17 protein-coding genes and 2 pseudogenes are annotated in these 19,039 nt (G+C 73.3%); 4 read left to right on the forward strand and 15 right to left on the reverse strand.

The features are described from left to right. Positions 1-94: 94 nt before the first annotated feature. The 6 genes and pseudogenes from ABZ885_RS21050 to ABZ885_RS21075 all read right to left on the reverse strand — a co-directional run. A pseudogene (locus ABZ885_RS21050) lies at positions 95-382 on the reverse strand (histidine phosphatase family protein); the annotation flags it as partial. After that, positions 379-849: a ribosome silencing factor gene (rsfS, locus tag ABZ885_RS21055; protein ID WP_360190600.1), complete on the reverse strand. Its 471-nt coding sequence runs from the start codon at positions 847-849 to the stop codon at positions 379-381. The gene rsfS and the pseudogene ABZ885_RS21050, both read right to left, overlap by 4 nt. A 221-nt stretch (positions 850-1,070) precedes the next feature. Next, entirely contained in the window at positions 1,071-2,876 is a 1,806-nt protein-coding gene (locus ABZ885_RS21060) for an LCP family protein (protein WP_360190603.1), read from the reverse strand. Between the two features lie 16 nt (positions 2,877-2,892). Further along, positions 2,893-3,525: a nicotinate-nucleotide adenylyltransferase gene (gene nadD, locus ABZ885_RS21065; RefSeq protein ID WP_360190606.1), complete on the reverse strand. Its 633-nt coding sequence runs from the start codon at positions 3,523-3,525 to the stop codon at positions 2,893-2,895. A gap of 235 nt (positions 3,526-3,760) precedes the next feature. After that, a complete protein-coding gene (locus ABZ885_RS21070) occupies positions 3,761-3,919 on the reverse strand; it encodes a hypothetical protein (protein ID WP_329487613.1) in 159 nt (52 codons plus the stop codon). Positions 3,920-4,117: 198 nt separating this feature from the next. Beyond that, on the reverse strand, positions 4,118-4,264 hold the full coding sequence (locus tag ABZ885_RS21075; RefSeq protein ID WP_360190609.1) for a hypothetical protein: 147 nt from the start codon (positions 4,262-4,264) through the stop codon (positions 4,118-4,120). Between the two features lie 271 nt (positions 4,265-4,535). On the opposite strand from ABZ885_RS21075, the gene ABZ885_RS21080 reads away from it, so the two are divergent. Then, positions 4,536-5,600, forward strand: a complete 1,065-nt coding sequence (locus ABZ885_RS21080) for a M48 family metallopeptidase (RefSeq protein WP_360190612.1) — start codon at positions 4,536-4,538, stop codon at positions 5,598-5,600. A 134-nt stretch (positions 5,601-5,734) separates the two neighbouring features. Here ABZ885_RS21080 and ABZ885_RS21085 read toward each other — a convergent pair whose 3' ends face one another. The 5 genes from ABZ885_RS21085 to proB form a co-directional block, all read right to left on the reverse strand. Continuing rightward, on the reverse strand, positions 5,735-6,793 hold the full coding sequence (locus ABZ885_RS21085) for a hypothetical protein (RefSeq protein WP_360190614.1): 1,059 nt from the start codon (positions 6,791-6,793) through the stop codon (positions 5,735-5,737). A gap of 125 nt (positions 6,794-6,918) precedes the next feature. Beyond that, positions 6,919-7,509 carry a hypothetical protein gene (locus tag ABZ885_RS21090; protein ID WP_360190617.1) on the reverse strand — a complete coding sequence of 197 codons (591 nt, stop codon included), beginning with the start codon at positions 7,507-7,509 and terminating at the stop codon, positions 6,919-6,921. Between the two features lie 90 nt (positions 7,510-7,599). Beyond that, positions 7,600-8,922, reverse strand: a complete 1,323-nt coding sequence (locus ABZ885_RS21095; RefSeq protein WP_360190620.1) for a glutamate-5-semialdehyde dehydrogenase — start codon at positions 8,920-8,922, stop codon at positions 7,600-7,602. A 267-nt stretch (positions 8,923-9,189) separates the two neighbouring features. Then, positions 9,190-9,717, reverse strand: coding sequence for a hypothetical protein (locus ABZ885_RS21100; RefSeq protein ID WP_360190623.1), 528 nt, complete (start codon positions 9,715-9,717; stop codon positions 9,190-9,192). Between the two features lie 136 nt (positions 9,718-9,853). Next, positions 9,854-10,990 (reverse strand): glutamate 5-kinase, encoded by a 1,137-nt coding sequence (gene proB / locus ABZ885_RS21105; RefSeq protein ID WP_360190626.1) that lies wholly within the window; start codon positions 10,988-10,990, stop codon positions 9,854-9,856. A gap of 306 nt (positions 10,991-11,296) precedes the next feature. Between proB and ABZ885_RS21110 the strand changes: the two genes are divergently transcribed. Further along, positions 11,297-12,094 carry a hypothetical protein gene (locus tag ABZ885_RS21110; protein WP_360190629.1) on the forward strand — a complete coding sequence of 266 codons (798 nt, stop codon included), beginning with the start codon at positions 11,297-11,299 and terminating at the stop codon, positions 12,092-12,094. Between the two features lie 74 nt (positions 12,095-12,168). On the opposite strand, the gene obgE is transcribed toward ABZ885_RS21110, so the two are convergent. The 4 genes and pseudogenes from obgE to ABZ885_RS21130 form a co-directional block, all read right to left on the reverse strand. Further along, positions 12,169-13,647: a GTPase ObgE gene (obgE, locus tag ABZ885_RS21115; protein WP_360190632.1), complete on the reverse strand. Its 1,479-nt coding sequence runs from the start codon at positions 13,645-13,647 to the stop codon at positions 12,169-12,171. A 106-nt stretch (positions 13,648-13,753) separates the two neighbouring features. Beyond that, entirely contained in the window at positions 13,754-14,011 is a 258-nt protein-coding gene (rpmA, locus tag ABZ885_RS21120) for a 50S ribosomal protein L27 (RefSeq protein WP_209416555.1), read from the reverse strand. A gap of 12 nt (positions 14,012-14,023) precedes the next feature. Then, positions 14,024-14,341, reverse strand: a complete 318-nt coding sequence (gene rplU, locus ABZ885_RS21125; RefSeq protein ID WP_045696828.1) for a 50S ribosomal protein L21 — start codon at positions 14,339-14,341, stop codon at positions 14,024-14,026. Between the two features lie 221 nt (positions 14,342-14,562). Continuing rightward, a pseudogene (locus ABZ885_RS21130) lies at positions 14,563-16,611 on the reverse strand (Rne/Rng family ribonuclease); the annotation flags it as partial. Here ABZ885_RS21130 and ABZ885_RS21135 point away from each other — a divergent pair. Continuing rightward, complete coding sequence (locus tag ABZ885_RS21135) at positions 16,565-18,127, forward strand: hypothetical protein (protein ID WP_360190636.1); 1,563 nt, start codon at positions 16,565-16,567, stop codon at positions 18,125-18,127. The pseudogene ABZ885_RS21130 and the gene ABZ885_RS21135 overlap by 47 nt on opposite strands. Further along, positions 18,127-18,675 carry a hypothetical protein gene (locus ABZ885_RS21140; RefSeq protein WP_360190639.1) on the forward strand — a complete coding sequence of 183 codons (549 nt, stop codon included), beginning with the start codon at positions 18,127-18,129 and terminating at the stop codon, positions 18,673-18,675. Before ABZ885_RS21135 ends, ABZ885_RS21140 begins: the two co-directional genes overlap by 1 nt. Positions 18,676-19,039 lie beyond the last annotated feature (364 nt).

A 19,039-nucleotide genomic window follows, 5' to 3' on the forward strand; every position in this document is an offset into this window, starting at 1 on the left:
GGGTGATGCTGCCACGGCTGGTACTCGTCCTCCCGGTCGGCGGCGTCTGCGGTGGCGCGTCCGCCCTGCGTGCGTCCAGTCTCCGTGCTGCCGGCCCCTGCCAGGAGCCCGCGTAGGTCTCCCGCAGCCCCTCGTGGTGCTGCACGTCCAGGCCGGTGACCTTGGCGAGCTCGTCGGCGGTGCGCCGGGCGCGCTGGAGGTCCGAGGAGATCAGCAGGTCGGGCCGCAGGCCGGAGAGCAGCCGGGCCGCCCGCTGGGCCTGCAGGACGCCCTGGCCGGTCAGCTCGATGTCCGTGGTGCCCTGGAAACGCGATTCGAGGTTCCAGGAGGTCTGGCCGTGCCGCCAGAAGACGATGCGCGGGCCCCGCGCCTCCCGGCTCAGCTGTAGTCCTCGGCGCCGAAGTTGTCCGCCGGGGCGGCCTCGGCCGGGGCGACGGCGTTGCCGCTCTCGTCGGTGTGGGCGTCGGGGCGGTTGCGCGAGGCGAGCGCGTCGGCCGGCAGCGGCAGCTCGGGGCAGTCCTTCCAGAGGCGGTCCAGCGAGTAGAAGGAGCGCTCCTCGGAGTGCTGGACGTGCACCACGATGTCCAGGTAGTCGAGCAGGATCCAGCGGCCCTCGCGCTCGCCCTCGCGGCGCACCGGCTTGATGTCCAGCTGCTCGCGGAGCTGGTCCTCGATCTCCTCGGCGATCGACTTGACCTGGCGGTCGTTGTTCGCGGAGGCGATCAGGAAGGCGTCGGTGATCGACAGCACCTCGCTGACGTCGAACGCGATGATGTTGTGCGCCAGCTTGTCGGCCGCCGCCTGGGCGGCGACGGTGATGAGTTCCTGGCTGTGCTCGGTGGCGGTCACGGTGTTCTTCCGGCTCGGCGGCTTGGGGGCGAGCCCGGCGTGCGGCCGGGCATCGCCTTCCAGGATCTCACGCCGCCCGGGCGGCCCCGGAACCGTTTTCCGGGACCACCCCGCGCCGGACCGCGCTGCCGGCCACCCGCCGGCCGGCCTCGCCGCCCGCCCTGCCGGACGGCGTCGCGCGCCGCTGCGGGCCGGGCCGGGGCGGGGCCGCCGGCGCCGCGCTACTGGGCCTTGGGCGGCTGGTAGTCCTTGCCGAGGACGACCAGCAGGTCGGCGTTCTGCGCGTCGGTGACCTTCTTCACCGCCGTCTCCGGCAGGTTGAGGCTGACCGCCAGCGACTTCGCCGCGGCCTGCCGGGCGTCGTCGGTGTAGCGGATCTCACTGGCCGCCTGCGGCGCGGTCTTGGCGCCGCCGGGGACGAAGGTGAGGCCCGCGTTGATCACCTGGACCTGGGCGGCGGCGGCCGCCTGGTCGTTGCCGGTGGCGTCCTGGACGGAGACCCGGGCCGGGGCGTCGCCCGCGGTGGCGGCCTTCACCGTGCCGCCCAGCACCTCCTTGACCTGCTTGCCGGCGGCGGCCTCGTCCAGCGAGCCGTCCGGCTTGACGGTCAGCGCGGTGGTGCCGAGGTGGCCGTCCTTGGCCTGCTGGGCGAGTTGCACCAGCACCCCGGCCAGCGCGTCCTCCGGCAGCGACGGGTCGAGCACGGCGTGCATCCGGTGCACGTCGTCCTTGGCGTCCTTCAACTCGGTCGGCATGGTGCGCAGCACCGCGTCCATCACCTGGCCGAACCGGGCCAGCTGGGCGTCCCGGTTCTCGCCGGGCGCCTGCAGGGTGGCGTAGCCGACCGCGGCCTTGCCGCTGAGCAGGGTGTTCTTGCCGGCGGCGGCGAGCAGCTTGCCGTCCGGCTTGCCGCCGTCGTGGGTCTCGGCGTTGGTGTCGACCCGGACGCCGCCGAGCTGGGTGACCAGCAGTTCCAGGTACGGGGTGTCCAGCCGCCAGGTGCCGGCCACCGGGGCGCCGAGCACCGTGGCCAGGCCGTCCCGGGTGGCGGAGGGGCCGATGGCGTCCATGGACTGGCCGACGGTGGTGACCGGCGGGTCGCCGGGGCCGGGCAGCCGCAGGGTGTCGGGCAGCAGCAGGACGGTGCCCTTGTGGCCGGCGCTGTCGTTGACCAGCAGCGCGCTGGAGACCTTGCCCTGCAGGTCGCGCAGGTGCACCACGTTGACCTGGCGCGGGCCGGCCGCGGCCGCCGCGCTCTGCTTGTCGCCACCGGTGAGCCAGAGGTAGCCGCCGGCGCCCGCCCCGGCGAGCGCGAGGACCACGGTGGCACCGATCAGCCGGTTGCGCAGCTTGCGGCGGCGCTCGGCGCGCACCTCGCTGCGGGACTCGGCGAACTTCAGCCAGTCGATGACGTCCTCGGACTCCTCCGCCTCCTCGTCGACGAAGGTGAACTCGCCGGTGGCGTAGGCGTCCTTGGGCGTCTTGGCGGCGGCGGCCCTGGCCGCTCGGCTCCCGCCGACCTGCTCGGACGGCGGCTCGGGCCGGGCGGGCGGCGCGGCGGCGGCCGGCCGGGCCGGGCGCGGGCGCGGCGGCACCGGGGCGGGCGCGGGCGCGGCGGGCTCCGGTTCGGGCTCGGTGACGGCCGGCTGCGGCGCGGTGGCGTACTGCTGCTGGTACGGGTCGTAGCCGCCCTGCTGGTACGGCTGCTGGTAGGCCTGCTGGACGGGCTGCCCGTACTGGTCGTACTGCTCGTACGCCTGCGGCTGCCCGTACGGCTGCGACTGGTGGGTCTGCTGCTCGTACGGCTGGTAGGACTGCTGGTACTGGTCCTGGTAGCCCGCGTACTGGTCCTGGCCGTACGCCTGCACCGGCTGCCCGTACTGGTCGTACTGCTCGTAGGGCTCGTACGGCTGCGCCTGCGCCTGCGGCTGCCCGGCCTGCTGCTCGTACGGCCGGTACTGCTGCTGGTACGGCTGGTACTGCCCGGTGGACCAGTCGTCCGGCTGTTGTCCCCGACGATCGCTCACTCGCACCCCTCCGGGCTCAGGTCCGGTGCGGCGCGTAGAGCGCCCGCTTGTCGATGTAGCGGACCACGCCGTCCGGGACGAGGTACCAGACCGGCTCGCCCTTGGCGACCCGGTTGCGGCAGTCCGTGGAGGAGATGGCCAGCGCCGGGACCTCCATCAGGGAGACCCCGCCCACCGGAAGCCCGGCGTCCGAAAGAGTGTGCCCCGGCCGGGTGCAGCCGATGAAGTGCGCGAGCGAGAAAAGCTCCTCGGAGTCCCGCCAGGAGAGGATCTGGGCGAGGGCGTCGGCGCCGGTGATGAAGAAGAGGTCGGCGTCCGGGTGCAGCGCGTGCAGGTCGCGCAGGGTGTCGACGGTGTAGGTCGGGCCCTCGCGGTCGATGTCGATCCGGCTGACCGAGAACTGCGGGTTCTCCGCGGTGGCGATGACCGTCATCAGGTAGCGGTCCTCGGCCGGGGTGACGTGGCGGTCGGTCTTCTGCCACGGCTGCCCGGTCGGCACGAAGACCACCTCGTCCAGGTGGAACGCGCTCGCCACCTCACTGGCGGCGACCAGGTGCCCGTGGTGGATCGGGTCGAAGGTGCCGCCCATGACACCGAGGCGTCGCTTGACCGGTTCCGGTCCACCGGGATTCCCGGTCTGCTCTCCCATGCCGGAACACCTTACGCGACGCCCGTTACGGTGCGGGAACGCCCGGGTGCCGGTCTCCCGAAGGCCCGGTGCGGCCGCCGGGAGACCGGTGCGGACCGTGCGGAGGACCGGTGCGGACGGTGCGGGAGACCGGTGCACCGGCTGCGGCGGCCGGGCGCCGGGCCACCCCGGGCATGCGTGAGGGAGCGGCCGGCACACCTGCCGGACGCTCCCCGGGCGGCTCGCGTGGCGGAGCTCAGCGGTCCCGGTTGAAGCGGGTGGTCACGTAGAGCAGCAGCAGCAGGATGAACAGCGCGGCGCCACCCGTCAGGTACGGGTTGAGGCTGTCGTGGTTGCCCCCCTCGCCCTCGGAGGCGAGCAGGTTCAGGACGGGAAGTGCGGCGGCAGTGCTCATGGTCGGCAGGACCTTCTCGGCTCGGATGACGGACCAGGGGGTGTACGGGGCCGGTGAGGGCCCACCCGTCATCGTACGGGGGGTTACACGGCAACCGCTCGGCGGCCCACCGCGTCTGATCCGGCGTGAGCCGGGCCCCGGGGAGGAGGTGCTCGCGGACGCCGTGGGAGCGGCCGGAAGGGGGCGCCGGAAGGCGGCTCAGCTGTTGCGGCCGGCCCGCAGCAGGATCCAGGCCAGCAGGCCCACGCCCACGAACGAGGCCACCACGATGATCCGCAGGAAGAGCCCCGGGCCGTTCTCCGTGGAGATCGGGCCGGCCAGGCTGACAAGGGCGTCGGTGGACATCTGCGGGCTCCTCGGACTGCTCGGTACCGCGGCCAGGTCTGGTCTCGGCTCTCCAGGGCATTCAGGGTAAACCGCCCTCACACCCGCGCCGCCCACCGCCCCCTCCGGGCCCGTCCGTGCCCTACGGGAGCCGCACGGGAGCCGCACGGGGTGACGCGGCCGGGGACGAGTGCGCAACCGCGGACGTTGCACAGACAGTCGTTGCAGGCGAAGACCAGCGGGGGCCGGCCAGCGGCCGGAGCCGCCGTCGACCAGGAGGGGTACCCACACCATGACCGACACCACCGCGAAGAGCCCGAGCCGGCGCCGCCAGCGCTTCCCGGAGATCTCCACCCGGGCCTGGGAGCACCCGGCGGACCGCTCCGCCCTGGTCGCGCTCCGCAAGCTGACCGGCTTCGACGACGTGCTGAAGAAGCTCGCCGGCCTGGTCTCCGAGCGCTCGATCCGGCTGATGTTCCTGGCCACCGCCGTGAAGACCTCCGAGCGGCAGTTCCCCGAGCTGTACGACATGGTGCGCGACGCCGCGTACGTGCTGGACCTGGAGAAGGTCCCGGACCTCTACGTCAGCCAGGACCCGACGGTCAACGCGTACTGCATCGGCATCGACACGCCGGTCATCGTGGTCACCAGCGGCCTGGTCGAGCTGCTCGACGAGGAGGAGCTGCGCTCGGTCATCGGCCACGAGGTCGGCCACGCCATGTCGGGCCACGCGGTCTACCGGACGATGCTGCTGATCCTCACCAACATCGCGGTCCGGATCGCCTGGCTCCCCCTCGGCAACCTGGCGATCATGGCGCTCGTCACCGCGCTCAAGGAGTGGTTCCGCAAGGCCGAGCTCTCCAGCGACCGGGCCGGCCTGCTCGCCGGGCAGGACCTCCAGGCGTCCATGCGCGCCCTGATGAAGCTGGCCGGCGGCCACAACCTGGCCGAGATGAACGTCGACGCCTTCCTGGAGCAGGCCGAGGAGTACGAGAAGGCCGGGGACCTCCGCGACGGCGTGCTCAAGCTGCTCCAGGTGCTGCCGCAGAGCCACCCGTTCGCGGTGGTGCGGGTCGCCAGGCTCAAGAAGTGGGCGGAGAGCGACGAGTACCGCTCGATCCTGGCCGGCGCCTACCCGCGCCGCACCGACGACGCCGACACCTCGGTGGGCGACCAGTGGAAGGCCGCCGCCGACCACTACACCACCTCGGTGAAGGAGAGCAAGGACCCGCTGATGGGCCTGATCCGCGACGTCGCAGGCGGCGCGGCCACGGTCGGCGGCAAGCTGCGCGACACCTTCGCCGGCGCCGCCCGCGGCAACGGCCAGACGCCCCGCGACCAGCGCGACGAGGGCTGACCCCGGCCCGCTTTCACGACGGCCCGCGCACGAGACCCGCGCACGAGACCCGCGCGCACGGCGGCCCCCGGCTCCCTCACGGGACGGCCGGGGGCCGCCCGCGTCTCCGGGCCCGGCCGGGCCGCCGCACGGGCTCAGCCCGCCAGCACCCCGCAGACCTGCCAGGCCGGCCGGGCGTGGTTGCCCGGGTCGGTCCCGGCCGGGGCGGTCACCTGCGTGCCGCCCGGCCCAGCCAGCACCGGCTGGACGAAGGCGGCCAGCGACCCGGTGCACGGCACCGGCCCGGCCTGCAGCACCGAGTCCACCAGCCGCAGTTGCGCGGAGGCCAGGTCGATCCGGTCGAACTGGAAGGTCAGCTGCCGCCGCACGGTCTCCAGCGTCACCGGTGCACCGCTCGGCGCACCGGCCGGCTTGAGCGCGTAGACGAAGGTGTGGTCGGTGGTGATCTGCAGCGTGTTGGCGTCCGACTCGTCGATCCGCATCGCACCGGCCACCTTCACACTGTCCGCCGCCAGCGCGACCTGCGCCGGGTCGAAGCGGACCACCCACCCGGTCAGCGCGTGGTGCCGGTCGTCGACGGGCTGAGCCACGCTGCTGTCGAACTGGGCCTGCTCGCCGGGCGTGACGAAGCCCCGGACCTCGGCGGTCGAGCCCTGGACCAGGGCCGCCGGCGCCAGCGAGGAGGCCACCAGGTACCGCTGGACGGTGTCCAGCGCCTTGGTCACCTCGACCTTGCTGAAGTGCCCGGTGGCCGCCCCGGCAGGGGTGCCCAGGCCGAGCGCCCCGTCGCCGTAGCCGGGCGGCAGCGCGGTGAACGGAGCGGCCGGGTCGGCGACCGGCCGGACCGTCGAAGCCGGGCTCAACGCCACCAGACTGACGGCCAGTTGACTTCCCTCGGGCCGGATCGCGGGCCGGTTCGGCGAGCTGATGCCGAAGTACACGGCGGCCGCGAAGGCCACCAGGATCAGCAGCAGCAGCGCCAGCGCCTGCCGCGGCACGGTGCCCAGCGGACCGAGCCCGACGCGCGGGCGGGTGGCCCGGCCGAAGGAGCCCGCCAGCCGCTCCCGGGCGGACAGCTCCTGGATCCGGGCAGCCCGGACGAACGACTCGTCGAAGACGACGGACCGGTACTCGTCATCGTTTCCGGAACCACCGTCGGGCGCACCCTCCGGAGGCTCTCGCGGGTCACCCATGACACCAGGGTAAGGCGCAGCCGCACCCCGCCACGAGGGTGCGCGCGCACATTCCCGGGGACGCCCGGTGACCGCCCGCCCGGGGGCGCACCACCCCCGTGACCCCGGCCCGTCGGCGCGGCAGATCAGCCTGCCGGCGCGGTGACCACGAGCGACGGCTCGGCCGGCGCGGGCACCGGATCGGCCCCCACGCTGCTGCTCCCGGACTCCGGCCGCCTGGGCGTACCGCCGCCGGCGCCCACGCCCTGGTAGACCGCCGCGACCGCCACCGCGACCAGGCTCACGCCCATGATCACGGCGAGCACCCAGGCCACCGGCCGGTGCCAGCGCTGCTGGGCGACGTAGCGCCCGCGCCGCGCCCGCACCGGGTCGTAGCCGTCCGGTCGGCCCCACCGGCGGGTCCGGCGCCCGGCCGCCCGGCCGGGGCCCGACCACGGGTCGGGGTACAAATGGTCGTCGTCGAGCCCGCTCGGGTACGGCCGCAGCTCCAACGGGAGCCCGTCACCGATCGGGACGTCATAGCCCCAGCCCGTCACCGTCGTGTCCGGCTCGAACCGGGCCTCGGCGGCGGCGAGCTGCCGCTCCTTGGCCGTCGGCTCGTGCACGGCGGCGGAGCGGACGAAGGCCTCATCGAAGACCACGGTGGCGAACTCGTCGTCCGCACCACCGTGGTCGGCGCCGTCGGGGTACGGCAAGCCCCCCACATCCTCAGCCACGGGATTCAGCGTATTACCGGGCGGGCGTTTTGTCTGTGGCTCATCGCAGTTGGTCCGTCACACGTGTGACGCGGCCCGCCGCGCGGGGACTCAGCCGGCGTCGGCTCCGCCGCCCACGGTCTGCGTCGCCTCGCCCCGGACGTGCCCGTCACCAGTGACGATGTACTTGGTGCTGGTCAGCTCGGGCAGGCCCATCGGGCCGCGGGCGTGCAGCTTCTGGGTCGAGATGCCGATCTCGGCGCCGAAACCGAACTCACCGCCGTCGGTGAACCGGGTCGAGGCGTTGACGGCCACGGTGGTGGCGTCGACCAGCTGCGTGAAGCGGCGGGCGGCGGCCTGCGAGGTGGTGACGATCGCCTCGGTGTGGCCGGAGGACCAGCGGCGGATGTGCGCGACGGCGGCGTCCAGGGAGGGCACCACGGCGGCGGCCAGGTCGTAGGAGAGGTACTCGGTCTCCCAGTCCTCCTCGACCGCCGGGACGACGGTGGCGGGCGAGCCCTCGGCGGCCTTGAGCACCGCGTCGTCGCCGTGCACCGTCACACCGGCCTCGGCCAGCGCGGCGAGCGCGAGCGGCAGGAAGGCCTCGGCGACGTCCTGGTGGACCAGCAGGGTCTCGGCGGAGTTGCAGACGCTGACCCGCTGGGCCTTGGAGTTCAGCAGGATGCCGACGGCCATCGCCAGGTCGGCCTGCGCGTCCACGTAGACGTGGCAGTTGCCGGTGCCGGTCTCGATCACCGGGACGGTCGAGCCCTCGACCACGGTGCGGATCAGCGAGGCACCGCCGCGCGGGATCAGCACGTCCACCAGGCCGCGGGCGCGCATCAGCTCCTGGACGGAGTCCCGGCTCTCGCCGGGGACCAGCTGGACCGCGTCCGCGGGCAGCCCGGCCGAGGCCACGGCGTCGCGCAGCACGGCGATCAGGGCGGTGTTGGAGCGGTAGGCGGAGGCCGAGCCGCGCAGCAGGACCGCGTTGCCGGACTTCAGACAGAGCGCGGCGGCGTCGACCGTGACGTTCGGGCGGGCCTCGTAGATGATGCCGACGACACCGAGCGGGACCCGCACCTGGCGGACGTCCAGGCCGTTGGGCAGCGTGTAGCCGCGGACCACCTCGCCGACCGGGTCGGGCAGGCCGGCGACGTCGCGGACGTCCGAGGCGATGGCGGCGATCCGCTCGTCGTTCAGCGTCAGCCGGTCGATCACCGACTCGGCGGTGCCGGCCTCGCGGGCGCGCGCGACGTCCTCGGCGTTGGCGGCGGTGATCTCGGCACTACGGGCCACCAGGGCGTCCGCGACCGCCAGCAGCGCGGCGTCCTTCACCCGGCGCGGCAGCGGGGCGAGCACGGCGGCCGCCTCCCGGGCTCGGCGCGCTACGGCGAGGACGGGGCTGTCGGCGGTGGCGAGGTCACTGGTCATGCGCCAAGGGTAGCGACTGCGCCGGCCCCACCGGGCCGCCATTTCGCCCGGTGAGACACCCCCGTGGGCCACCCTCGGGCACGCCCCCGGGCCCGCCCCTCCGGGCCTGCGCCCGCCCCGCGCGGCCCACCCCGCCGAGCGAGCCGAAGGGGCGCGCCGGTGCCGAAAGGAAGGAGCGAGGACGTCGCGAGGTACGAGCGACGTTGGAGCGCCGACCGTCGGCACCGGACCAGAGCGCCCCGGAGGCGAGCCGAGGCCCCGAGAAAATCAGTACGGGTGCACCCCGCCGAGCTGGGGCGGCGGATCGCCGAAGCCTTCGGCGACCCGCGTGTGATACGTCGCCCGGTCGACCACCTCCAGGCCGACGATCTCCCACGGCGGCAGCTTCGCGGTCGCCTTGTGTTCGCCCCACAGCCGCAATGCGATCGCCGCCGCGTCGTGCAGGTCGCGGGCCTGTTCCCAGTAGCGGATCTCCGCGTGGTCGGCCGCGTAGCGGGCGGTCAGGAAGAACGAGTGGTCGTGCGCCAGCCGCTCCAGCCCGGCCCGCAGCTCGGGCAGCGGGGTGACCGGCCCGGAGACGCTCAGCACCACGTGCCAGAGCCGGGCCTGTTCGGGCACCGTGGGCGGCTCGCCCTGGTCCCGCCGGTCCGGCCGGATGCTGCGTACCGCGCCGGGCCCGTGCTGCGGCGGACCGGCCGGCTCGGCGGGGGCGTCACCCTCGCGTCCGCCGTCGATGCTGGTCAGCCGCCGGCCCGCCGTTCCTCCGGTCAGCGCTGCCTCGCGCCTGCGTTCCACCGGCGGCCTCCTGTTCGGCGATGTCGTGTCGTCGTACCCGCCGGCCCCGGCCCGACGCGTACGGCTGCGCCCCTCCTCGCCCGCGGCCGGGCGTGCACTCCCTGCGGAGCCGCCCGCGCCGCGGCTGCGGGCCCGGTCAGCCGCGCAGGACGACCAGGTCGTCGCGATGGACGACCTCCCGCTCGTACGCGGCGCCGAACTCCTGGGCCAGGTCTCGGGTGGACCGGCCGAGCAGGCGGGGCAGCTCCCTCGCATCAAAGTTGACCAGTCCGCGCGCCACGATGTGGCCGTTTTCGCCAAGAAGGTCCACCGGATCACCCGCGGCGAACTCGCCGTCGACCTTGGTGACCCCGGCCGGCAGCAGCGAGGCGCCCCCGGAGACCACCGCCGCGACGGCGCCCTCGTCCAGGTGCAGGGCGCCGCGCGGACTGCTCGCGTGGGCCAGCCAGAGCATCCGGTCGGAGGTGCGGGCGCCGGTGCGCAGGAAGAGCGTGCCGGTGGGCCGGCCGGCCAGCGCATCGGCGGCCTGGCTGGCGGCGGTGAGCACCACCGGGATGCCGGCGCCGGTGGCGATCCGGGCGGCCTCGACCTTGGTGACCATGCCGCCGGTGCCGACGCCGGCCTTGCCGGCACTGCCGATCTCGATGCCGTCCAGGTCGTGCGGGCCGGTGACCCGGGCGATCCGGCGGGTGCCGGGGCGGCTCGGGTCGCCGTTGTAGAGGCCGTCCACGTCGGAGAGCAGGACGAGCAGGTCGGCCCGGACGAGGTGGGCGACGAGCGCGGCCAGCCGGTCGTTGTCACCGAACTTGATTTCGGCGGTGGCGACGGTGTCGTTCTCGTTGACGACCGGCATCGCGCCCATCGCCAGCAGCTGGTCCAGCGTCCGGTAGGCGTTGCGGTAGTGGGCGCGGCGGCTGGCGTCCTCGGCGGTCAGCAGGACCTGGCCGACCCGGATGCCGTACCGGGCGAAGGAGGCGGTGTACCGGGCGACCAGCAGGCCCTGGCCGACGCTGGCGGCGGCCTGCTGGCGGGCGAGATCCTTGGGCCGCTTCTCCAGCCCGAGCGGGGCGAGGCCGGCCGCGATGGCACCGGAGGAGACCAGGACCACCTCGGGGGCGTCCGGGCGGCTGCGGACCTTGGCGAGCGCGTCGACCAGGGCGTCGACCCGGTCGGCGTCCAGGCCGCCGGCCGCCGTGGTGAGTGAGGAGGAGCCGACCTTGACGACGATCCGCCGGGCGGTCAGCACCTCCTCCCGCAGTGAGTCCTCGCTCATCTCGCTGTACGCCCTTCCGGTGTGGTGCGGGTCCGGCGGCCCGGGGCCGGCCGTTTCCCCCGCAATCTACGCGATCGGCGCACGCGGCCCGCAGGGCATTTCACCGGCTGGACCCGGCCTGGTCACGGGCCTGACACAGCGCGGCCGTCAAGCCGGGCGGCTGGTATGGTCCCTGACCGAAAGCCAGATCGGGGGACGGCTTCTTGCCCGCTGTACCCATGTCTCCGACCCTTCTTGGACCGGGCAGCACCGCACGGGCAGGCCGTCGAACGGTTTCGCGGGCGCTGCCCAGGAGTTAGCGCACAGATGCGTTCGAACAGCATGAAGCTCACCGTCGCCGCCCTGGCGGCCGCCACCGCCCTCTCGCTCGCCGCCTGCGGCCCGGACAACTCGGACGCCACGGCCGGTGGTGGTGCGGCCGGTGCGACCACGCCGCCCGCGGCCGCGACCGGCGGGGCCGGTGGCGCCGCCGGCGCCGGTGGTACGGCCACCTCTCCGGCCGCCGCGGGCGGTGCGGCCGGTGCCGCCGGGGGCGGCGCGGCCCCCTCGGCCGGTGCGACCGCCGGCGCGGCAGCCGGTGGCGCGGCAGCCGGTGGTGCCGCCGCGGGCGGTGCCTCGGGTGGCGGTGCGGCCGGCGAGGGCGCCCCGCAGGCGGCCACCGCCGTCAAGATCGGCCAGAAGGTCACCGTCGACTTCGCCGACAAGCAGGCCAAGATCGCCACCAAGCTGGAGATCACCGTCACCGGCATCGAGGTCGGCTCGATCCAGGACTTCACCGCCGCCAAGATCGACCCCACCGGCCTCAGCGGCAAGACCCCGATGTACCTCAGCTACACCATGAAGAACATCGGGGACGCCAGCCTCTCCTTCACCGCCCCGGACTCGAAGTTCGTCTACTGGGACAGCACGGGCCAGAAGGGCTACGGCTACCCGAACTCCGCCACCCCGCTGGCCAAGTGCCCCCCGACCAAGTTCCAGGGCTTCTCGAAGGGCGTCGAGGTCAAGGGCTGCACCATCATCGCGTCCAAGGGCAACACCCCGGGCGTGATCGGCTACACCGACGTGACCGACCTGCTCAAGCTCCAGGCCTCCTGGTCGAAGTGACGTTCCGCCGGTCCTGAGCGGACACGCGACGGCCCCCGCCACCCTGGAGGTGGCGGGGGCCGTACGCGTCAGGATCAGTCGTCCTCGTCGTCGCCCTCGATGGCCGCCTGGCGGCCGCTGGAGAGCGCCTCGAAGGCGAGGAACTCGGCCTCGGCCGCGTCCCGGCCCTTCTGCTTCTCGCGGCGGCGGTCGACCGCCGGGCGCGGGTTCTCGAAGCGGTGGTCCTCACCGCGGCGGCCGAGCATCTCGGCGCCGGCGGCCATGGTCGGCTCCCAGTCGAAGACGACCGCGTTCTCCTCCGCGCCGATGATGACGGTGTCGCCCTCGTGGGCGCCGACCTTCCAGAGCTTCTCCTCGACGCCGAGGCGGGCCAGCCGGTCGGCGAGGTAGCCGACGGCCTCGTCGTTGCTGAAGTCGGTCTGACGGACCCAGCGCTCCGGCTTGATACCGCGGATGCGGTAGGCGCCGTCCTCCTCCGTGATGGTGAAGCCCTCGTCGTCGACGGCCTTGGGCCGCAGCACGATCCGGGTCGACTCCTCCAGCGGCTTGGCGGCCCGGGCCTCGGCGACGATCTGCGCCATCGCGAAGCTCAGCTCGCGCAGGCCCTTGCGGGAGGCGGCGGACACCTCGAAGACGCGGTAGCCGCGCTCCTCCAGCGAGGCGCGGGTGAGGTCCGCGATGTCCTGGCCGTCCGGCACGTCGATCTTGTTGAGCGCGACCAGCCGCGGGCGGTCGTCGAGGCCGCCGTACTGGGACAGCTCGGCCTCGATGGTCTCCAGGTCGGTGAGCGGGTCGCGGCCCGGCTCCAGGGTGGCGCAGTCCAGCACGTGCACCAGCACGGAACAGCGCTCGACGTGCCGCAGGAACTCCAGGCCGAGGCCGCGGCCCTGGCTGGCGCCCGGGATCAGGCCGGGGACGTCGGCGACGGTGTAGACGGTGTCGCCGGCGGTGACCACGCCGAGGTTGGGGATCAGGGTGGTGAACGGGTAGTCCGCGATCTTCGGCTTGGCGGCCGAGAGCACCGAGATCAGCGAGGACTTGCCGGCGCTCGGGTAGCCGACCAGGGCCACGTCGGCGACGGACTTGAGCTCCATGACGATGTCGCGGGCCTCGCCGGGCTCGCCGAGCAGCGCGAAGCCGGGTGCCTTGCGGCGGGCCGAGGCGAGCGCGGCGTTGCCGAGGCCCCCGCGGCCGCCGGCCGCGGCGACGAAGCTGGTGCCGTGGCCGACGAGGTCGGCGAGCACGTTGCCCTGCTTGTCCATGACGACGGTGCCGTCCGGCACGGGCAGCACGAGGTCCTGGCCGTCGGCACCGGTGCGGTGGCCGCCCGCGCCGGGCTTGCCGTTGGTCGCCTTGCGCTTGGGCGAGTGGTGGTACTCCAGCAGGGTGGTGACCTGGGCGTCCACGGTGAGGATGACGCTGCCGCCCTCGCCGCCGTTGCCGCCGTCCGGTCCGCCGAGCGGCTTGAACTTCTCCCGGTGCACGGAGGCGCAGCCGTGGCCCCCGTTACCCGCGGCGACGTACAGCTCGACGCGGTCCACGAAGGTGGTCATGGGGTGTGCCTCCAGTTACGAAGAAAGTCTGCGTTCTACCTGCGGTAAAGCACGAAGGGTGGACCGGATCATTCCGGCCCACCCTTCATTGTGAGTCTTGTCCGACTCAGGCCTCGGTGGCCACGATGTTGACGACCTTGCGGCCGCGGCGGGTGCCGAACTGCACGGCACCGGCGGTCAGCGCGAACAGGGTGTCGTCGCCACCGCGACCGACGCCCGCACCCGGGTGGAAGTGGGTGCCGCGCTGGCGGACGAGGATCTCGCCAGCGGAGACGACCTGGCCGCCGAAACGCTTCACGCCGAGGCGCTGGGCGTTCGAGTCACGGCCGTTGCGGGTAGAGCTTGCGCCCTTCTTGTGTGCCATCTCGCTATCCCCTTACTTGCTGACGGAGTCGATGCTCGTGATCCGCACAGCGGTGTGCTGCTGGCGGTGACCCTGGCGGCGACGGTAACCGGTCTTGTTCTTGTAGCGCAGGATGACGATCTTGTCGCCCTTGGTCTGGTCGACCACCTCGGCGTGAGCCTTCACGCCGGCCAGCACCCACGGGTCGGAGGTGACAGCGTCACCGTCGACGACCAGGATGGTGGAGAGCTCCACCGAGTCACCCGGCTTGGCCTCGATACGGTCGATCTCCAGCACGTCGCCGACGGCGACCTTGTGCTGGCGGCCGCCTGCGCGAACGATCGCGTACATGCGGTACCCCATTTCTAACTCGGTCGGAGCTCCTGATGCCAGCCGCCTGGGTACGGACACAGGGGCCTCCCCCGGGAGCCTCTGACGAGGATCCGGGAGGTGATGTGCTCGGGAGCAAGGCGTAGACACGCCGAGGGTCAAGAATACGGACCGGCAGCCGCCGGGGCAAACCGGACCGTACGGACCCGGGGCCGGCGGTCGCCGGCCCCGGGTCACGGGCACTACTCGGCTGCCGAATCACCCTCGGCGGCCGCGGCCTTCTTGGCCGCCGCGCTCGTCCGCTTGGTGGCGGTCTTGCGGGCGGTGGTCTTCTTCACGGCCGCCGTGGTCTTCTTGGCGGCCGTCTTCTTCGCGGCGGTCTTGCGGGCGGCCCGCTTCTTCGGGGCCGGCGCCTCCTCGGCGGGCTCCTCGGTCGCGGCGGGCGCCTCGGCGGCGGCCTCGGCGACCTCGGTGGCCTCGACGGCCTCGGCGGCCTCCGCGGCGGGTGCCTCGACCGGCTCGACGGCGGCCGGAGCCTCCTCGGCGGGCGCCTCGGCCGGAGCCTGCGCAGCGACCTCGGCCGGGGCCTCGCCCGGCGCCTCGGCGGCCGCGAAGGCCGCCTCCAGCGCCGCGTCGGCCCGGGCCTGCAGCACCACGATCTCGGCCTCGGCGGGCGCACCGGCCGGAGCCGTCGCCTTGCGCACCGCACGGCGGCGGGTGCGGCCGGCGGGCGCCGCCGGAGCGGCCGGGATCTCGACCAGGCTCGGCTGGGCGGTCTCCTCGGCCACGACCGGGGCCTCAGCCTCGGCCGCCGGCACCACGACCGCCGGCTGCTCCTCGGTCTCCTCGCGCTCGGCCGCCTCGATCGCCTCGATGGCCTCGGCGACCTCGACGGCGGCCTCGACCGCGGCCTGCGGCTCCTCCTGGGCCGCCCCGCCCTTGCCCCGGCGACGGCGCTTGCCGCCACCCTGGGCCGCCTCGCCGGCCGGAGCCGCCGGAGCGTGGACGTGGGTGCTCGGCTGCTCCATGTGCACGATCACGCCGCGGCCGTTGCAGTGCACGCACGCCTCGGAGAAGGACTCCAGCAGGCCCTGGCCGACCCGCTTGCGGGTCATCTGCACCAGGCCCAGCGAGGTGACCTCGGCCACCTGGTGCTTGGTCCGGTCCCGGCCCAGGCACTCCAGCAGACGGCGCAGCACCAGGTCTCGGTTGGACTCCAGCACCATGTCGATGAAGTCGATCACGATGATGCCGCCGAGGTCGCGCAGCCGCAGCTGGCGCACGATCTCCTCGGCCGCCTCGATGTTGTTCCGGGTGACCGTCTCCTCCAGGTTGCCGCCCTGGCCGACGAACTTCCCGGTGTTGACGTCGATGACGACCATCGCCTCGGTGCGGTCGATCACCAGCGAGCCGCCGCTGGGCAGCCAGACCTTGCGGTCCAGCGCCTTCATCAGCTGCTCGTCGATCCGGTAGGTGGCGAACACGTCCACCTCGGACGTCCACCGCTGGAGCCGCTCGGCGAGGTCCGGGGCCACGTTGGAGACGTAGTCGTGGATGGTGTTCCACGCCTCGTTGCCGGAGACGATGACCTTGGTGAAGTCCTCGTTGAAGATGTCGCGGACGACCCGGACGGTCATGTCCGGCTCGCCGTACAGCAGCGCGGGGGCGTTGCCGGTCGCGGCCTTCTTCTGGATCTCCTCCCACTGCTGCTGGAGGCGCTGGACGTCGCGGGTCAGCTCCTCCTCGGAGGCGCCCTCGGCGGCGGTGCGCACGATGACGCCCGCGTCGTCCGGGACGATCTTCTTGAGGATCTGCTTGAGGCGGGCGCGCTCGTTCTCCGGCAGCTTGCGGGAGATGCCGGTCATCGAGCCCTCGGGCACGTAGACCAGGTAGCGGCCGGGCAGCGAGATCTGGCTGGTCAGGCGGGCGCCCTTGTGGCCGATCGGGTCCTTGGAGACCTGCACCAGCACGGACTGTCCGGACTTCAGCACCGACTCGATCCGGCGCGGGCCGCCGTGGCCGCCCAGCGAGCCGAAGTTGACCTCACCGGCGTAGAGCACCGCGTTGCGGCCCTTGCCGATGTCGACGAAGGCGGCCTCCATCGACGGCAGCACGTTCTGGACCTTGCCCAGGTAGACGTTGCCGACGTACGAGGTGGCCTGCTCCTTGTTGACGTAGTGCTCGACCAGCACGCCGTCCTCGAGGACGCCGATCTGGGTGCGCTGGCCGTTCTGGCGCACCACCATGACGCGCTCGACCGACTCGCGGCGGGCCAGGAACTCGGCCTCGCTGCACACCAAGCTGGCCAAGGCCGCAGCCGTGGTGGGCATGGAGATCAGCGACCAGATCGGCCCGAGCTTCCACGTCTTCCGCCGCACCGGATCGGCCGGCGGCCCGAAGACCTCCGTCCGGGTCACCATCGCGCCATGGCTCGGCCAGGGCGACACCCGCCAGCAGGCCACCAGCGCCCTCGCCGCCCCGCTCGCCACCGCCCCCGACGGCACCAAAGACGGCCTCACCCTGACCCGCCGCTACCGCGCCTTCACCACCGACCTCGGCGCCGCCCCCGGCGCGACCACCGCCACCACCGCGATGCTGCTCCTGGACGCGGTCCGCCCGCGCGTGGAGTGGGTCAAGGACGAGACGACGGGGGAGTGGTCCTCCCACCTGCGCGAGGGCGCCCTCCTGAAGGGCGACCTGTGCGTTGCGCCGGCCGCCGGAGCCCGCCACCCGCTCACCCGCGAACTGCTCTCCAAGGGCGAGGCGGTGTGCGAGGAGGAGGACTACAAGTGGTGGGCCCGCGAGCTCACCGAGCAGGAGGCCGTCCGTTCGTGGGCGGTCGCGGTGGACGTCTGCGCGTCCTACCTGTCCGTCACCGACTCCCTGCGCCTGCCCATCGGCCCGCTCGGGCACGTGAAGAACCCGGCCTGGGACGGCGGCAAGACCGCCGGCCTCTGGTTCTGCGACTTCACCGGCACCCCGGTGGACGAGCTGCTGCCCCACCCCGCGACCTTCCACGGCCAGCCGCCGACCGGCCCGGGCTGGTACGCCACGCCGACCGTCGCCTACATGGCCACCACCTACGGCTTCGACCCGGCCACCATCACCGACGCGTACCTGTCCACCCACACCGCGCCGCTGCTCAAGGAGTGGACCGGCCGGATCCGGGGCGGCTACAAGCGCGCCTACGCCGACCTCGGCCTGATGGACGGCCAGGCCCCCGAGGAGTTCCTCTCCGCCTACGCCGTGCACAAGGACGTCGGCCAGGACCTGGTCCGCGCCGACGCCCTGGTCCTCGCCGGGCTGTACAAGAACATCTACAAGGGCGGTATCGGCAAGTGGGCCGACTCCGCCCGCCACCTGGACGACGAGACGTGGCTGGAGAAGGTCGCATCGTCCTGGTCCTACCGGCCGGAGATGCGCTTCCACATCATCGCCGCGGCCCGCATCGCCGCCCACCGCCGCCTGCGCAAGACCCTCCAGCTGACCGGCCGCGCCCCCTTCGCCGTCAACGTCGACTCCTACCTGTACGCCGCCGACCAGCCGTCCCCGCTGGAGCTGCTCCCGGTGAAGGACGACGGCACCCCGGTGCCGGGCGCGCTGCGCCTGGGCATCGCCCCGGGCAGCCACAAGCACGAGTCCTCGATCCCGCTTCACGCCGCGGTCGAGGTGATGGGCCGCCGTGAGCACCCCTCCCGGCTGACCCACGACTACGCCACCGACGGCACCTACATCGGCCCGGAGCAGTCCGGCACCGATGAGGCCGGCGCGGGTGCCGGGCACGACGACCAGGAAGGCGACAACTGATGGCCGGCAAGCTCCGGGGGATGTTCGGGCGGGTGCGCGAGACGCTGTTCCCCTCGCGCCAGGCCCCCGTGCAGTCCACCACCCAGGCCGGACAGGTCCGCGACCGCAAGTACGGCGGCAGCACGAAGGCGATGGCGGCCGCCTACGGCGTCGCGCCGCGCACCGTGCTGCGCTGGATCGACGGCAGCCGTCACCCCGTCGAGCACGAGCAGCGGCTTCGGCGCGAAGCGCTCGAGGTGCAGACCACCGAGCGCGGCCGGGAGCGGAAGGCCAAGCAGCTGGAGCAGCTCGGCACGATCTCCGGCATCGGGGCCCGGGTCGGCAGGACGACGACCTTCGCGATCCGTGGCTCGGACGCGGTCCGGGCCCGCGACGTCCACCTGAACCTCTCGGGCGAGCAGGCCGCCGCCCTGGCCCGCGCCGAGGACGAGGAGGATGTGAAGGCCGTGATCGGTCAGGCCCTCGCCGACTACTTCAACGGCGGCGCCTACGGCGACTTCCGGCCCGAAGACTTCGACTTCGATCCCGACGACTTCGACCTCAACTGACCGCCGCCTCCCACCCAACTCGCTTACTCCTACTGTGAGTTCGCGACAGGCGATCACAGGCTGGGTGGCCGCGACCCGAACCGGGAGCAGCGCGGCCACCGGCCCTATCCGCGACCGGCTCAACACGGCCGAGACGCACGATCCGGCACGACCGGCTGCTGCTGCTCCAGTTGGAGCGCGCTGCCCGGGACAACGGCCCTGCCCTTGCGCGCCAAGGGGTCGGCGACGTTCTCCATGCCGCCTACGTGCTGATGCGGCGCCACCGTGAGCTGGCCGAACGCTGGCTCGCCGAACGGGAGTGGGCAGAGACGGGGAACCGGGGCGCGTTCAACCGCGCGCAGGTCCGGCAGATGTACGACGAATA

It is taken from the genome of Kitasatospora sp. NPDC047058, assembly GCF_040643935.1.
GTDB lineage: Bacteria > Actinomycetota > Actinomycetes > Streptomycetales > Streptomycetaceae > Kitasatospora.